The following is a 13,358-nucleotide window of genomic DNA, read 5'->3' as shown; positions in this document are numbered from 1 at the left end:
TCTGCGGCTGAGGCTTTCCCTTCTTTAATCGCGGGTTGGCAGCTGCCATTCATATGCACATGGAAGCCATGTTCACCTGGCGGCAAGGCTTTCAGATCGGGCGTAAACTCCAGCCCCTTTGCGGTTTCAGCAATAGTGACCGTACCAATCGCCTGGCCGACGCCTTGCGACGTGACCAGATTCATCGTCACTTTTTCTTCATTGGCAGCCTGCGCACCTGCACAGGCGAGTAGAGTGATGATGGCCAAACTCAAACGCTTCATAAGACCTCCGTCCAAAAGGTGTCTGATTGTTAAGTGTAAACCAGTGACACAAATTTGAACGGAGATGCGCCAAAAACGCGATTAGGGTACGTCGTAACCCAGCGCCGCTTTACGAATGCGGAACCATTGCTGGCGAGACATGTTCAGCGACTCAGACTCAATGGCAGCACGTACACGCTCTATTTTTCCTGAGCCAATAATCGGCAGCGGCTGAGACGGCAGACGTAAAATCCAGGCGTATACCACCTGTTCAATAGACTGCGCATTCAACTCTTCTGCGATCACGGCAAGCTCATTACGTAAAGGCTGGAAAGCATCATCATTAAACAGGCGACCACCGCCGAGACAGGACCAGGCCATCGGGCGAATGCGCAGCTGTTGCAGTTGATCTAAAGTACCATCCAACAGGAGCGGCTGATGTACTGGTGAAATTTCTACCTGATTGGTCGCCAGAGTGAACGGCAGACGCGATTGCAGCAATGAGAACTGTGCCGGGGTGAAGTTGGAGACGCCAAAGTGACGCACTTTGCCACTATGGTGCAATTTTTTAAAAGCGTCGGCGACATCGTCAGCATCCATAAGCGGATCGGGACGGTGGATCAGCAGCAGATCAATATGGTCGGTCGCCAACAGCTTCAGCGACTCTTCCGCACTGGCAATAATATGTGCACTGTCGGTGATGTAGTGGCCCAGCGCATTTTCCGCGCGCGCCGTCGTCGCGATCCCGCATTTGGTCACAATCTGCATTTTTTCACGCAAATGCGGAGCCAGTTTCATTGCCTCACCAAACGCCGCTTCACACTGGTATCCACCGTAAATATCGGCGTGATCGACGGTGGTCACGCCAAGATCCAGATGCTCTTCAATAAAGCTGACTAGCTGGCGCGCGGACATATTCCAGTCCATCAGGCGCCAGTACCCCATCACAAAGCGAGAAAATTCCGGGCCTTGCGGCGCAATAGTAATACGCTGAACCATAGCAGCTTCCTTTTAAGTGAATGTGTCTCGAGTATACGCAATTACGCTTTTAAAAGAGTGAAGGTTGTTGCGGTTCTTCCGAAGGGTTGGCTTTGTTTGCACGTAATTTACGCATCAGGCGCTGACGACAAAGTCGCAGCACTTCCTGCTTTTGGGTATCGCTCATCTTTTGCCAGTTAAAACGCTCATCCCGACTGCGAAAACAGCCACGGCAAAAGCCGCGTTCGTCAGACTGACATATTCCACGGCATGGGCTCTGGACGGGGAAAAACTCCAGCTGTTCGGCCACATCCCCTCCTTTAATAAGATTGATATACCTATTGAAGACGTTAACTGAATTTCTCGCAAGCGCTATTGCATTAGACCGACTGGTCTATTACACTCCTTCCCATGAACAAAATCACTGAACACGATACACGCGAACATCTGCTGGCGACTGGCGAACTGCTGTGTATGCAGCGCGGCTTCACCGGCATGGGGTTAAGCGAACTACTGAAAACCGCTGAAGTACCCAAAGGTTCGTTTTATCATTACTTTCGCTCTAAAGAAGCGTTCGGTGTCTCGATGCTGGAACGCCACTATGCGGCCTATCATCGGCGACTGGCTACGCACTTTGATACGGGAGCGGGAAACTACCGCGATCGCATTCTGGCCTACTATCAGGAAACCCTGAACCAGTTTAGCCAGCACGGCATTATTAGCGGCTGTTTAACTGTAAAACTGTCTGCCGAAGTGTGCGATCTGTCAGAAGATATGCGCACAGCGATGGATAAAGGCGCGCGGCACATTATTGTGCTGTTAGCGCAGGCGCTGGAGAAAGGTCAGGCCAGCCATTGTCTGTCTTTTGTTGGCGAGCCGTTACAGCAGGCGCAGGTACTGTATGCGCTGTGGCTTGGCGCCAACCTGCAGGCCAAGATTTCTCGTAGCGCCACTCCGCTGGAAAATGCGCTGGCGCACGTTAAAAACATCATCACAACGCCTGCCGTTTAACAGGCGTTTTTATTTTCTTCATCACTAGACGACCGGTCTATTCAGGAGTACCACATGTCATCTGAAAAACTGTTTTCCCCACTGAAAGTGGGTGCCATTACGGCAGCAAACCGCGTATTTATGGCGCCACTGACGCGTCTGCGCAGTATTGAGCCTGGCGACATCCCTACTCCGCTGATGGCCGAGTATTACCGTCAACGCGCCAGCGCGGGTCTTATCATCAGCGAAGCGACGCAGATTTCCGCACAGGCGAAAGGCTATGCCGGAGCACCCGGCTTACACAGCGAAGCGCAAATTGCCGCATGGAAGAAAATCACTGCTGCCGTACACGCTGAGCAAGGTCATATTGCTGTCCAGTTGTGGCACACTGGACGCATCTCTCACGCCAGTCTGCAGCCAAACGGTCAAGCTCCAGTTGCACCTTCCGCGATTAGCGCTGGAACCCGCACCTCGCTGCGCGATGAAAACGGCCTGGCAACGCGTGCCGATACCTCAATGCCGCGTGCGCTGGAAACCGAAGAGATTCCGGGCATCGTTAATGACTTCCGTCAGGCGATAGCCAATGCGCGCGAAGCGGGTTTCGATATGGTTGAACTGCACTCTGCCCACGGCTACCTGCTGCACCAGTTCCTGTCGCCAACGTCTAACCAGCGTACTGATCAATACGGTGGCAGCGTCGAAAATCGTGCGCGTCTGGTACTGGAAGTGGTTGATGCCGGAATTAAAGAATGGGGTGCCGATCGCATTGGTATTCGCGTCTCCCCGATTGGCACTTTCCAGAACGTAGACAATGGTCCAAACGAAGAAGCCGATGCGCTGTATCTGATTGAACAATTGGGCAAGCGCGGAATCGCTTACCTGCACATGTCTGAGCCGGACTGGGCCGGTGGCGAGCCGTATTCCGATGCGTTCCGCGAAAAAGTTCGCGCGCGCTTCCACGGCCCTATCATTGGTGCTGGTGCTTACACCCCAGAAAAAGCAGAAGCGCTGATCGAGAAAGGTCTGATCGACGCCGTTGCTTTTGGTCGCGCCTATATTGCTAACCCGGATCTGGTGGCGCGTCTGCAACGCAAAGCAGAACTGAATCCGCAACGTGCCGAGAGCTTCTACGGCGGCGGCGCGGAAGGTTACACCGACTATCCTACCCTCTAACGTCACAATCTCCGTTCTGCCATTGATAGCGGCGTAACAACGCCGCTATACTAAAACAACATTTTGAATGTATTAGCCATTTTCGAAGGGGAAAAAGATGCGTTTACTCCATACCATGCTGCGCGTGGGTGACCTGCAGCGTTCCATCGAGTTTTATACCAACGTGCTGGGCATGAAGCTGCTGCGTACCAGCGAAAACCCTGAATACAAGTACTCCCTGGCTTTTGTCGGCTACGGTCCTGAAACCAGTGAAGCAGTAATCGAACTGACCTATAACTGGGGTGTCGACAAGTATGATCTGGGTACTGCCTATGGCCATATCGCCCTGAGCGTAGACAACGCGGCTGAAGCCTGTGAACGCATTCGCCAGAATGGCGGTAACGTAACGCGTGAAGCAGGTCCAGTAAAAGGCGGCACCACAGTGATTGCGTTCGTTGAAGATCCGGACGGCTACAAAATTGAGCTGATCGAAGAGAAAGACGCCGGGCGCGGCCTGGGCGGTTAATCACCCCCTCGGGCGCAGATCGTCTGTGCCCATAGTTTTATACTCATCATTTTGCCATAATACGCGCTGCAATTTTCCCGTATTAAGAGACCCAGATGTCCGATAACGCTCAACTTTCCGGTCTGTGTGACCGTTTTCGTGGTTTTTATCCTGTCGTCATTGATGTCGAAACCGCAGGGTTCAATGCCAAAACCGATGCGCTGCTTGAGATTGCCGCCATCACACTGAAAATGGATGAACAAGGCTGGCTGATGCCGGACACGACGTTACATTTCCACGTAGAGCCGTTTGAAGGTGCCAATTTGCAACCGGAAGCGCTCGCCTTTAACGGTATTGACCCTAACAATCCACTACGCGGTGCGGTCAGAGAATATGATGCTCTGCATGCCATCTTCAAAATGGTGCGTAAAGGCATTAAAGACAGCGGCTGCAATCGGGCAATCATGGTGGCGCATAACGCTACGTTCGACCACAGTTTCATGATGGCTGCAGCAGAACGCGCCTCGCTCAAACGTAATCCGTTCCACCCATTTGTAACCTTTGATACGGCGGCATTAAGCGGTCTGTCTCTGGGGCAGACTGTGTTGTCAAAAGCGTGCCTGGCGGCGGGAATGGAGTTTGACGGGAATCAGGCGCACTCGGCGCTGTATGACACCGAACGCACGGCCGTGCTGTTTTGCGAAATCGTTAACCGCTGGAAACGTCTCGGCGGTTGGCCTCTTCCCGTGCCTGAAGAAGCGTAACGGCGACATAAAAAAAGCGACCATTTCAGGTCGCTTTTTTACTTCTGCTGGTATTACTCAGCGTCCGGCTCTTCGGTTTTGTATTTCGCTGCTGTTTCTTTAATCAGCTGCTGCAACTCACCGCGCTGGTACATTTCGATCAGAATGTCACAACCGCCAACCAGCTCACCATCAACCCACAGCTGTGGGAAAGTTGGCCAGTTTGCGTATTTCGGCAGTTCGGCGCGAATATCCGGGTTCTGCAGAATATCAACATAAGCAAAGCGTTCACCACAGGCTGACAGCGCCTGCACAGCCTGTGCGGAGAAACCGCAGCTTGGCAGTTTAGGGGAACCTTTCATGTACAGGAGAATCGGGTTTTCAGCGATCTGGCGCTGGATTTTTTCGATAGTGGTGCTCATTATCTTGCTTCCTTAAACTTCTTTTACGGCAGTAGTCTGACATTGTAACGGGTCAGACAGGCAACGGAAAATAACATTTTCATTACGCGTTATTATTTTATCCCCTGACGCTAAAAGTTGCATTCACAATCTCACTTATCCCCTTCAAACATGTGGATTTGATTATCTGTTCACCAATTCTATCTCTATTTGCTGTTTTTTTTTGCGGTCGGTTACGAAACGCAGTTTTAAACTAAAAAAGCTATTAACTTTCCCTCTTTCTATAGATTAGAATCGTCAAGTTTTGAAAATCACACGCAGGCACGATAGACCTGCCTTACCAGAGGACTGCTCAGTGGCGCGGATAAACCGAATCTCGATCACGCTCTGTGCTTTACTTTTTACTACACTGCCCTTTACGCCTATGGCTCATGCTTCCAAGCAGGCCAGGACGACACCTACCAATTCTCACACCATCAAAACGGTAGATAAAAAGAAAAGCGCAACAACCAGCCAAAAAACAACAAAGACCAGTAAGAAAACGGCGACAAAAACCACCAGCAAAACCAGCACCAAAACCGCTTCCTCTTCTAAAAAACGCACTGCCACTCCGGCAAAGTCGACTAAAACTGCAAATCGCCGTGGTAAAACTGCCGCAGCACAAACCGCAGCCGTTACCTGGACGGAAAAATGCACACCGCGCAAAGGTCATAAACCACGCTGCGTGAAGGTGAAAACCACTGCACCGACTACGCTTGCTGATGCACATAAAGTGAAAGTACAGAAAGCGACTAAAACCGCTATGTCCACCTTGATGAACCAAATCGGCAAACCTTATCGTTGGGGCGGCTCCTCGCCAAGAACCGGGTTTGACTGCAGCGGTCTGGTTTATTACGCCTATAAAGATCTGGTGAAGTTCCGCATTCCGCGTACCGCGAATGAAATGTACCATCTGCGTGATGCCGCACCAATTGAACGTGGCGAACTGAAAAATGGTGATCTGGTATTCTTTCGTACCCAGGGTCGCGGAACAGCCGATCACGTCGGCGTCTACGTCGGCAACGGTAAGTTTATTCAGTCACCGCGCAGCGGGCAGGAAATTCAAATCACCTCTCTGAGCGAAGATTACTGGCAGCGCCACTATGTGGGCGCTCGTCGGGTAATGACGCCAAAAACAATTCGCTAAAAACTTACCCTACAGAACATGCTGTAGGGTAAGTTCTTCTTTTGCATAACCTTTCAATTTGCTACCCTATCCTTACTCACAATGAGGCTATTGTGTGTACTCAATATAAATAATAAGGAGAGAAGCAATGTCGTTTGAATTACCTGCATTACCGTATGCCAAAGATGCTCTGGCACCGCACATTTCTGCCGAAACGCTGGAATATCACTATGGCAAACACCATCAAACCTACGTGACCAATCTGAACAATCTGATTAAAGGCACGGCGTTTGAAGGCAAATCACTGGAAGAGATCGTTCGTAGCTCTGAAGGCGGTGTATTCAATAACGCAGCACAAGTATGGAACCACACGTTCTACTGGAACTGCCTGGCACCAAACGCAGGTGGTGAACCGACCGGTAAACTGGCTGATGCAATCGCCGCTTCCTTTGGCAGCTTTGCAGATTTCAAAGCGCAGTTCACCGATGCCGCTATCAAAAACTTCGGTTCTGGCTGGACCTGGCTGGTTAAAGGAACGGATGGCAAACTGGCTATCGTCTCCACCTCCAACGCAGGTACTCCGCTGACTACCGACGCGACGCCGCTGATGACCGTTGACGTATGGGAACACGCCTACTACATCGACTATCGCAATGCTCGTCCTGGCTACCTGGAACATTTCTGGGCGCTGGTGAACTGGGAATTTGTTGCGAAGAACTTCGCAGCATAAAAAAGATAACGCAGAAGGACTTCCTTCTGCGTTTTTGCATTAATTCGCGGTAGTGAAAGCCTCTTCAGGCTGTCTTCTTGCGGAAATGAACACCAGCAGCAGCGCAAGACCCGCCACAATCGCCCCCATTACCGGCACAAAACTGTAGCCCAGGCCGCCAGATATTACCGCCCCACCGGCCGCAGCCCCCAGAGCGTTCCCCAGATTAAACGCGCCAATATTGACTGACGATGATAATCCAGGTGCTTCGCTGGCAACGCGCATCACACGCATCTGCAACGGTGGAACGACCGCAAACGTCGCCGCGCCCCAGACCACCATACTGACCGCCGCTCCCAGCTCATTACGCGCAAGGAAAGGAATGGCCAGCATAATAACCATCAGCAGCAGTAAAAAGCCTTTCAGCGTACCGTTGACTGAACGGTCAGCCAGTTTGCCGCCAAAATAGTTACCGATCGAGAAGCCAACGCCTATCAACACCAGCATCCCGGTAACAAATGCCGGTGTGGCATGAGTGATAGTATGCAGAACCGGCGAGATGTAGGTATAAAGCGTGAACATCGCCCCAGCACCCAGTACGGTAGTCAGTAACGCCGACAGCACCTGTGGGCGCATAAGTACCGCCAGTTCGCTACGGACATCCGGGCGATCTCCTGCTCCACCCTTGGGTAATGAGAAGAACAGGCTGACCATCGCAATGACACCCAGCCCCGCAGTGGCCATAAACGACATGCGCCAGCCGATGGTTTCACCAAGCCAGGTCGCCGCCGGAACGCCGCCAATATTGGCGATGGTTAACCCCATAAACATCGTTGCCACAGCGCTGGCCTGCTTATGTTTGGGTACCACACTGGCTGCAACCACAGAACCGAGACCAAAAAAGGCTCCATGATTAAGACTGGTCAAAATACGCGATAGCATCAGCGTGGTGTAATCCGGCGAGATAGCCGAAAGCACATTACCCAGCGTGAAAATCGCCATCAGGAATATCAAAGCATTACGTCGCGCACGATGAGACAGCAGCAATGTCATCAGCGGTGCACCTACCATCACACCTACTGCATAAGCGCTGATCAGCATGCCAGCCGCCGGAATCGAGACGTCCACACCTTTGGCAATGACGGGCAACAACCCCATTGGCGAAAACTCGGTGGTGCCAATACCAAACGCCCCGATTGCCAGCGCCAGTAAAGGGTAATTGATTTTCATATTTCGACTCCATATCGTCGAGCCGTGGCACGACATAAAATAAGAGTCAAAAGCATGACATTGATCGCAAAATTAATAAAGTTAACAAAACTGCAAAAGACTTTTGCTTATTCGCAAACAATAGAGGGGAAAAACGAGTCGAAGGGATGAGGGAGAGCTAACTCCCTCGGGGAAATCAATGCAGCGCTGCGGTCAGGCCACCCGCGACGATCAATCCCAGAACAATTATGGTAGTCACTAACGAAAATTTCAGATCGGTGCTCATCAAGTTTTCTCCTTTTTATTCCCACACAAAAAGTGATATTGCGCATTTTTACACACTTGAAAGCAAAAATCTCTCACGATTTATATTGATAACTGCTTTTAACTCTTCCCCTTTTCGTTAAGATCAGACAAAATTCCACGCTTACTTGATTAGCGTACCGGCCATTGACCCCTTCCTGACGTTCCGTGTCGTTTTCCCGGCGTGCCGCAACCCTTACGTTGCGATAAGGGTGTGTAAAGGCAAACGTTTACCTGGAGTATTCTCAGGAGCTTAGGATATGGTCTGGAGTGAGATGTAATGGCAACAATTAAAGATGTAGCGAAGCGAGCAAACGTTTCCACTACAACCGTATCACACGTAATTAACAAGACGCGCTTTGTCGCGGAAGAAACACGTAATGCTGTCTGGGCAGCAATCAAAGAACTGCACTATTCTCCGAGCGCAGTTGCCCGCAGCCTGAAGGTAAATCACACCAAGTCTATCGGCTTGCTGGCGACCAGCAGCGAAGCGGCCTATTTCGCCGAAATTATCGAAGCCGTTGAGAAAAACTGTTTCCAGAAAGGCTATACCCTGATCCTGGGTAACGCATGGAACAGTCTCGAAAAACAGCAGGCTTATCTGTCGATGATGGCGCAAAAGCGCGTTGATGGTCTGCTGGTGATGTGTTCTGAGTATCCGGAGTCGCTGCTTTCGATGCTCGAAGAGTATCGCCATATCCCGATGGTCGTCATGGACTGGGGCGAAGCAAAAGCCGACTTTACCGATACGGTCATTGATAACGCCTTCGAAGGCGGTTACATGGCGGGCCGGTATCTGGTAGAACGCGGTCATCGTGAGATTGGCGTGATCCCTGGCCCAATGGAACGTAACACCGGGGCCGGGCGTCTGGCTGGCTTTATGAAAGCGATGGAAGAAGCGCTGATTAAAGTGCCTGAAAACTGGATTGTTCAGGGCGATTTCGAGCCTGAATCCGGCTATCGCGCCATGCAGCAAATTCTGTCGCAGTCACATCGTCCGACCGCTGTCTTCTGCGGTGGCGATATTATGGCAATGGGTGCGCTGTGCGCCGCTGACGAAATGGGGCTGCGCGTACCGCAGGATGTCTCACTCATCGGCTACGACAACGTGCGCAACGCCCGCTTCTTCACGCCGGCCTTGACGACCATTCACCAGCCGAAGGATTCACTGGGTGAAACGGCCTTCAACATGCTGTTAGACCGTATCGTGAATAAACGTGAAGAGTCACAGTCTATCGAGGTGCATCCGCGCCTGGTTGAGCGTCGCTCCGTTGCCGACGGTCCGTTCCGCGATTACCGCCGTTAAGCCTGTTGTGCGGGAGTCTCATCTGGCTCCCGCAGCCATTCCTTGTTCAACGTTTCACTATCCCCTAAATAGTCCAGCAGCCAACTCAATGCCGGTGACGTATCGTTCTGCTGCCATGTCAGACAACATGCGGCATCAGGAAAGGGGTTCTCCAGTTGCAGCGCAACCCATTTACCGCTATCGATCCACGGTTTGGCAAAATGCGTCGGTACCATGCCCACGCACAATCCCGCGGACAAACAGGTCGCAGAAGATTCCCAGTCCGGCACGACGACGCGCTTTTGGTTGTCCAGCAGCCAGGTAATACGCTTCGGCAATGTTCGGGAGGTATCTTCGCGCACCAGTGACGGCCAGTTGCGCAACGTGTCATCACTTAACGGTCCGGGCATTGACGCCAGTGGGTGATGACTGGCTACCACGCAGCTCCAACTCAGCATTCCCATATCGCGGAAGGTATAGCGCCCCCCGACCGGAATGGCCTGTGTGGCCCCGATGGCCAGCTCCACACGCCCATCAGACAGTGCGTCCCACACGCCGTTAAACACTTCCTGAAAAACTAACAACTCCACATCATCAAAGTGACGGTAGAAATCCACGATCATCTGTCGGGTACGATCCGGGCGGACAATGTTATCGACGGCGATCGCCAGCTGTCCGCGCCAGCCGTTGGCAATTTGCTGACATTGTTGGCGCGTGATCTGCATTTTTTTGATAACAGAGCGGCCTTCTTTTAAAAACCATGCCCCGGCAGGCGTTAATTCCACATCCCGATGGCGTCGCTCAAAAAGTGGCACCGCCAGCCATTCTTCCAGCTGGCGCACGGTGTAGCTTACTGCCGAAGGTACACGGTGCAACTCCTGCGCAGCCGAACTAAAACTGCCGTTACGCGCAACCGCATCAACCACTTCAAGTGAATATTCCGACCACATATTCTGCCTGCAAAAAATTTGAAATCAGTAAGCAAATATTAGCGTTTCACAGCGAGAATTACACTCACTACACTCAGCGGCATTGTTCTACTGCTAAAAAAGAGAAATGATGATGCAACCTGGGAAAGGGTTTTTAGTCTGGCTGGCAGGTCTTAGCGTGCTCGGTTTTCTGGCAACGGATATGTATCTACCTGCCTTTGCTGCTATTCAGTCCGATCTGCAAACACCTGCATCTGCCGTCAGCGCCAGCCTGAGCTTGTTCTTAGCGGGGTTTGCCGTCGCGCAACTGCTGTGGGGGCCGCTTTCTGACCACTATGGTCGCAAGCCTATTTTGCTGCTGGGTTTATCTATCTTCGCACTGGGTAGTCTGGGCATGCTATGGGTTGAAAACGCCACTGGTCTGCTGGTACTGCGATTTGTTCAGGCCGTTGGCGTCTGTGCGGCATCGGTTATCTGGCAAGCGCTGGTTACCGATTATTATCCTTCACAAAAAGTAAACCGCATCTTTGCCACTATTATGCCGCTGGTCGGGTTATCTCCTGCACTCGCCCCGCTATTAGGCAGTTGGATCCTGGTACATTTTTCCTGGCAGGCCATTTTTGCCACTCTGTTTGCCATTACTCTGATTCTGATGCTTCCGGCTCTGCGTCTCAAGCCAACGGCTAAAGCGCGCGATGACAGCCAGGATAAACTGACTTTCGCTACCTTGCTGCGCTCGAAAACTTACCGTGGAAACGTGCTGATTTATGCCGCCTGTTCCGCGAGCTTTTTCGCATGGCTGACAGGTTCCCCGTTCATCCTCAGCGAAATGGGTTATAGCCCAGCGGTAATTGGTCTGAGCTATGTTCCGCAAACTATCGCCTTCTTAATTGGTGGTTACGGCTGTCGTGCAGCGCTGCAAAAATGGCAGGGTCGTCAGCTACTGCCCTGGTTACTCATTCTGTATGCCTTCAGCGTTGTAGGCACCTGGGCGACCGGCTTTATTCATCATGTTGCATTGGCTGAAATCCTGATCCCATTCTGCGTTATGGCGATTGCGAACGGCGCAATCTACCCTATCGTTGTCGCGCAGGCATTACGCCCTTTCCCACAGGCCACTGGACGCGCAGCCGCATTGCAGAATACGCTGCAACTGGGTTTATGCTTCCTGGCAAGCCTTGTCGTTTCCTGGTTGATTGCCACCCCACTGCTCACCACCACCAGCGTTATGCTGACAACAGTATTGCTGGCTGCTGTGGGTTACAAAATGCAGTCGCAGAAAACTGACGCCCCGCAAACAGATGATCGTGCGCAAGTTGCCCACGGAGAGTCGCACTAATAATGGTTGCGGGCATTTAGTTAGCCCGCTAACAATTATTGGTTGAATCGTCAAAAATTCAGGCATATACTGATTTTCAGTTGTTAAAAAAACGATAATTTTAATGCGTTAACGGGGACAAGAACGTTCCCGCTTTACCACGGATGGCCTTTTCGGCAAGGGTTTCTCCCTTCCTCTGTTCTACGTCGGATTATAGATTCGCGGATTAATTCCGTGAGATTTCTCACAAAGCCCAAAAAAGCGTCTACGCTGTTTTAAGGTTCTGATCACCGACCAGTGATGGAGAAGCTATGAGTTCATCATGTATAGAAGACGTCAGCGTACCGGATGATGACTGGTACCGCATTACCAATGAATTATTGAGCCGTGCAGGCATTGCCATTAATGGCAATGCACCGGCTGATATTCGAGTAAAGAACCCCGATTTTTTCAAACGCGTATTGCAGGAAGGATCGTTAGGGTTGGGTGAAAGTTATATGGATGGCTGGTGGGAATGTGACCGGCTGGACATGTTTTTTAGTAAAGTCTTGCGCGCCGGTCTTGAAAACCAACTCCCCCGCCACTTTAAAGATACGCTACGTATCGCCACGGCTCGCCTGTTCAATTTACAGACCAAAAAACGTGCGTGGATGGTCGGCAAAGAACATTACGATTTGGGCAACGATCTCTTTACCCGCATGCTTGACCCCTATATGCAGTATTCCTGCGCCTACTGGAAAGATGCCAACACTCTGGAATCTGCCCAGCAGGCGAAGCTCAAAATGATTGCTGAAAAATTGCAACTGAAGCCAGGAATGCGGGTGCTTGATATTGGCTGTGGCTGGGGTGGTTTATCCCAGTTTATGGCATCGCAATATGGCGTGAGCGTGGTGGGTGTGACCATTTCGGCAGAACAGCAGAAAATGGCACAGGAACGTTGCGCTGGGCTGGATGTCACCATTTTGCTGCAGGATTATCGCGACCTGAACGACAAATTCGACCGCATTGTCTCCGTCGGCATGTTTGAACATGTTGGACCGAAGAACTACGCCACCTATTTTGAGGTGGTCGATCGTAATTTAAAACCGGATGGTCTCTTTTTACTGCATAGCATCGGCTCCAAAAAGACCGACAATAACGTTGATCCGTGGATCAATAAGTATATCTTCCCAAACGGGTGTTTGCCGTCAGTTCGCCAGATTGCCAACGCCAGCGAACCGCATTTTGTGATGGAAGACTGGCATAATTTTGGCGCGGATTACGACACGACGCTGATGGCATGGCACGAGCGTTTCATGAGTTCCTGGCCTGAAATCGCCGATAACTATACCGAACGTTTCAAGCGGATGTTCAGCTATTATCTGAACGCCTGCGCCGGGGCGTTTCGTGCTCGAGATATTCAGCTATGGCAGGTGGTCTTTTCACGCGG

16 protein-coding genes are annotated in these 13,358 nt (G+C 51.5%); 9 read left to right on the top strand and 7 right to left on the bottom strand.

What is annotated here, in order from left to right; translation table 11 throughout:
• From FDW94_RS24340 to FDW94_RS15790, 3 genes are all read right to left on the bottom strand, one after another.
• On the bottom strand, nucleotides 1–263 hold a 263-nt coding region (locus FDW94_RS24340; RefSeq protein WP_249358559.1), incomplete at its 3' end, for a superoxide dismutase family protein.
• A gap of 81 nt (nucleotides 264–344) precedes the next feature.
• A complete protein-coding gene (locus FDW94_RS15795; protein WP_048214269.1) occupies nucleotides 345–1,241 on the bottom strand; it encodes an aldo/keto reductase family oxidoreductase in 897 nt (298 codons plus the stop codon).
• Between the two features lie 49 nt (nucleotides 1,242–1,290).
• On the bottom strand, nucleotides 1,291–1,530 hold the full coding sequence (locus tag FDW94_RS15790) for a DUF1289 domain-containing protein (RefSeq protein WP_003832768.1): 240 nt from the start codon (nucleotides 1,528–1,530) through the stop codon (nucleotides 1,291–1,293).
• A 101-nt stretch (nucleotides 1,531–1,631) separates the two neighbouring features.
• Here FDW94_RS15790 and FDW94_RS15785 point away from each other — a divergent pair, with 101 nt between their 5' ends.
• The 4 genes from FDW94_RS15785 (at nucleotide 1,632) to rnt (ending at nucleotide 4,631) form a co-directional block, all read left to right on the top strand.
• Nucleotides 1,632–2,231, top strand: coding sequence for a TetR/AcrR family transcriptional regulator (locus FDW94_RS15785; RefSeq protein WP_111465686.1), 600 nt, complete (start codon nucleotides 1,632–1,634; stop codon nucleotides 2,229–2,231).
• Between the two features lie 54 nt (nucleotides 2,232–2,285).
• On the top strand, nucleotides 2,286–3,383 hold the full coding sequence (locus FDW94_RS15780) for an alkene reductase (protein ID WP_032943320.1): 1,098 nt from the start codon (nucleotides 2,286–2,288) through the stop codon (nucleotides 3,381–3,383).
• Nucleotides 3,384–3,480: 97 nt separating this feature from the next.
• Nucleotides 3,481–3,888, top strand: a complete 408-nt coding sequence (gloA, locus tag FDW94_RS15775; RefSeq protein ID WP_137377868.1) for a lactoylglutathione lyase — start codon at nucleotides 3,481–3,483, stop codon at nucleotides 3,886–3,888.
• 95 nt (nucleotides 3,889–3,983) lie between these two features.
• Entirely contained in the window at nucleotides 3,984–4,631 is a 648-nt protein-coding gene (gene rnt / locus FDW94_RS15770) for a ribonuclease T (RefSeq protein ID WP_137377867.1), read from the top strand.
• 53 nt (nucleotides 4,632–4,684) lie between these two features.
• On the opposite strand, the gene grxD is transcribed toward rnt, so the two are convergent.
• A complete protein-coding gene (gene grxD / locus FDW94_RS15765) occupies nucleotides 4,685–5,032 on the bottom strand; it encodes a monothiol glutaredoxin 4 (protein ID WP_003832760.1) in 348 nt (115 codons plus the stop codon).
• A 334-nt stretch (nucleotides 5,033–5,366) separates the two neighbouring features.
• On the opposite strand from grxD, the gene FDW94_RS15760 reads away from it, so the two are divergent.
• Nucleotides 5,367–6,197: a C40 family peptidase gene (locus tag FDW94_RS15760; RefSeq protein WP_003832759.1), complete on the top strand. Its 831-nt coding sequence runs from the start codon at nucleotides 5,367–5,369 to the stop codon at nucleotides 6,195–6,197.
• Between the two features lie 127 nt (nucleotides 6,198–6,324).
• Nucleotides 6,325–6,906 carry a superoxide dismutase [Fe] gene (sodB, locus tag FDW94_RS15755; RefSeq protein WP_003029205.1) on the top strand — a complete coding sequence of 194 codons (582 nt, stop codon included), beginning with the start codon at nucleotides 6,325–6,327 and terminating at the stop codon, nucleotides 6,904–6,906.
• A 39-nt stretch (nucleotides 6,907–6,945) separates the two neighbouring features.
• On the opposite strand, the gene FDW94_RS15750 is transcribed toward sodB, so the two are convergent.
• Both FDW94_RS15750 and cydH read right to left on the bottom strand, forming a co-directional pair.
• Entirely contained in the window at nucleotides 6,946–8,115 is a 1,170-nt protein-coding gene (locus FDW94_RS15750) for an MFS transporter (protein ID WP_137377866.1), read from the bottom strand.
• Between the two features lie 175 nt (nucleotides 8,116–8,290).
• Nucleotides 8,291–8,380 carry a cytochrome bd-I accessory subunit CydH gene (gene cydH, locus FDW94_RS15745; RefSeq protein WP_003029209.1) on the bottom strand — a complete coding sequence of 30 codons (90 nt, stop codon included), beginning with the start codon at nucleotides 8,378–8,380 and terminating at the stop codon, nucleotides 8,291–8,293.
• 297 nt (nucleotides 8,381–8,677) lie between these two features.
• Here cydH and purR point away from each other — a divergent pair, with 297 nt between their 5' ends.
• Complete coding sequence (gene purR / locus FDW94_RS15740) at nucleotides 8,678–9,703, top strand: HTH-type transcriptional repressor PurR (protein ID WP_003832757.1); 1,026 nt, start codon at nucleotides 8,678–8,680, stop codon at nucleotides 9,701–9,703.
• On the opposite strand, the gene punR is transcribed toward purR, so the two are convergent.
• Nucleotides 9,700–10,632, bottom strand: a complete 933-nt coding sequence (gene punR, locus FDW94_RS15735; protein ID WP_003029215.1) for a DNA-binding transcriptional activator PunR — start codon at nucleotides 10,630–10,632, stop codon at nucleotides 9,700–9,702. The two genes, purR and punR, sit on opposite strands and share 4 nt — an antisense overlap.
• Before the next feature lie 112 nt (nucleotides 10,633–10,744).
• On the opposite strand from punR, the gene punC reads away from it, so the two are divergent.
• Both punC and cfa read left to right on the top strand, forming a co-directional pair.
• The gene (punC, locus tag FDW94_RS15730) at nucleotides 10,745–11,950 is read left to right on the top strand and encodes a purine nucleoside transporter PunC (protein WP_032943314.1); all 1,206 of its coding nucleotides are present in this window, start codon (nucleotides 10,745–10,747) and stop codon (nucleotides 11,948–11,950) included.
• 290 nt (nucleotides 11,951–12,240) lie between these two features.
• Nucleotides 12,241–13,358, top strand: a 1,118-nt coding sequence (cfa, locus tag FDW94_RS15725) for a cyclopropane fatty acyl phospholipid synthase (RefSeq protein WP_137378026.1), incomplete at its 3' end; no start/stop codon positions are given.

Origin of the sequence: Citrobacter sp. wls757, assembly GCF_005280935.1 — a bacterium.
Taxonomy (GTDB): domain Bacteria; phylum Pseudomonadota; class Gammaproteobacteria; order Enterobacterales; family Enterobacteriaceae; genus Citrobacter; species Citrobacter portucalensis.
The sequence above is the reverse complement of the archived record's forward strand: the minus strand, read 5'-3'. Positions and strand labels throughout refer to the sequence as shown.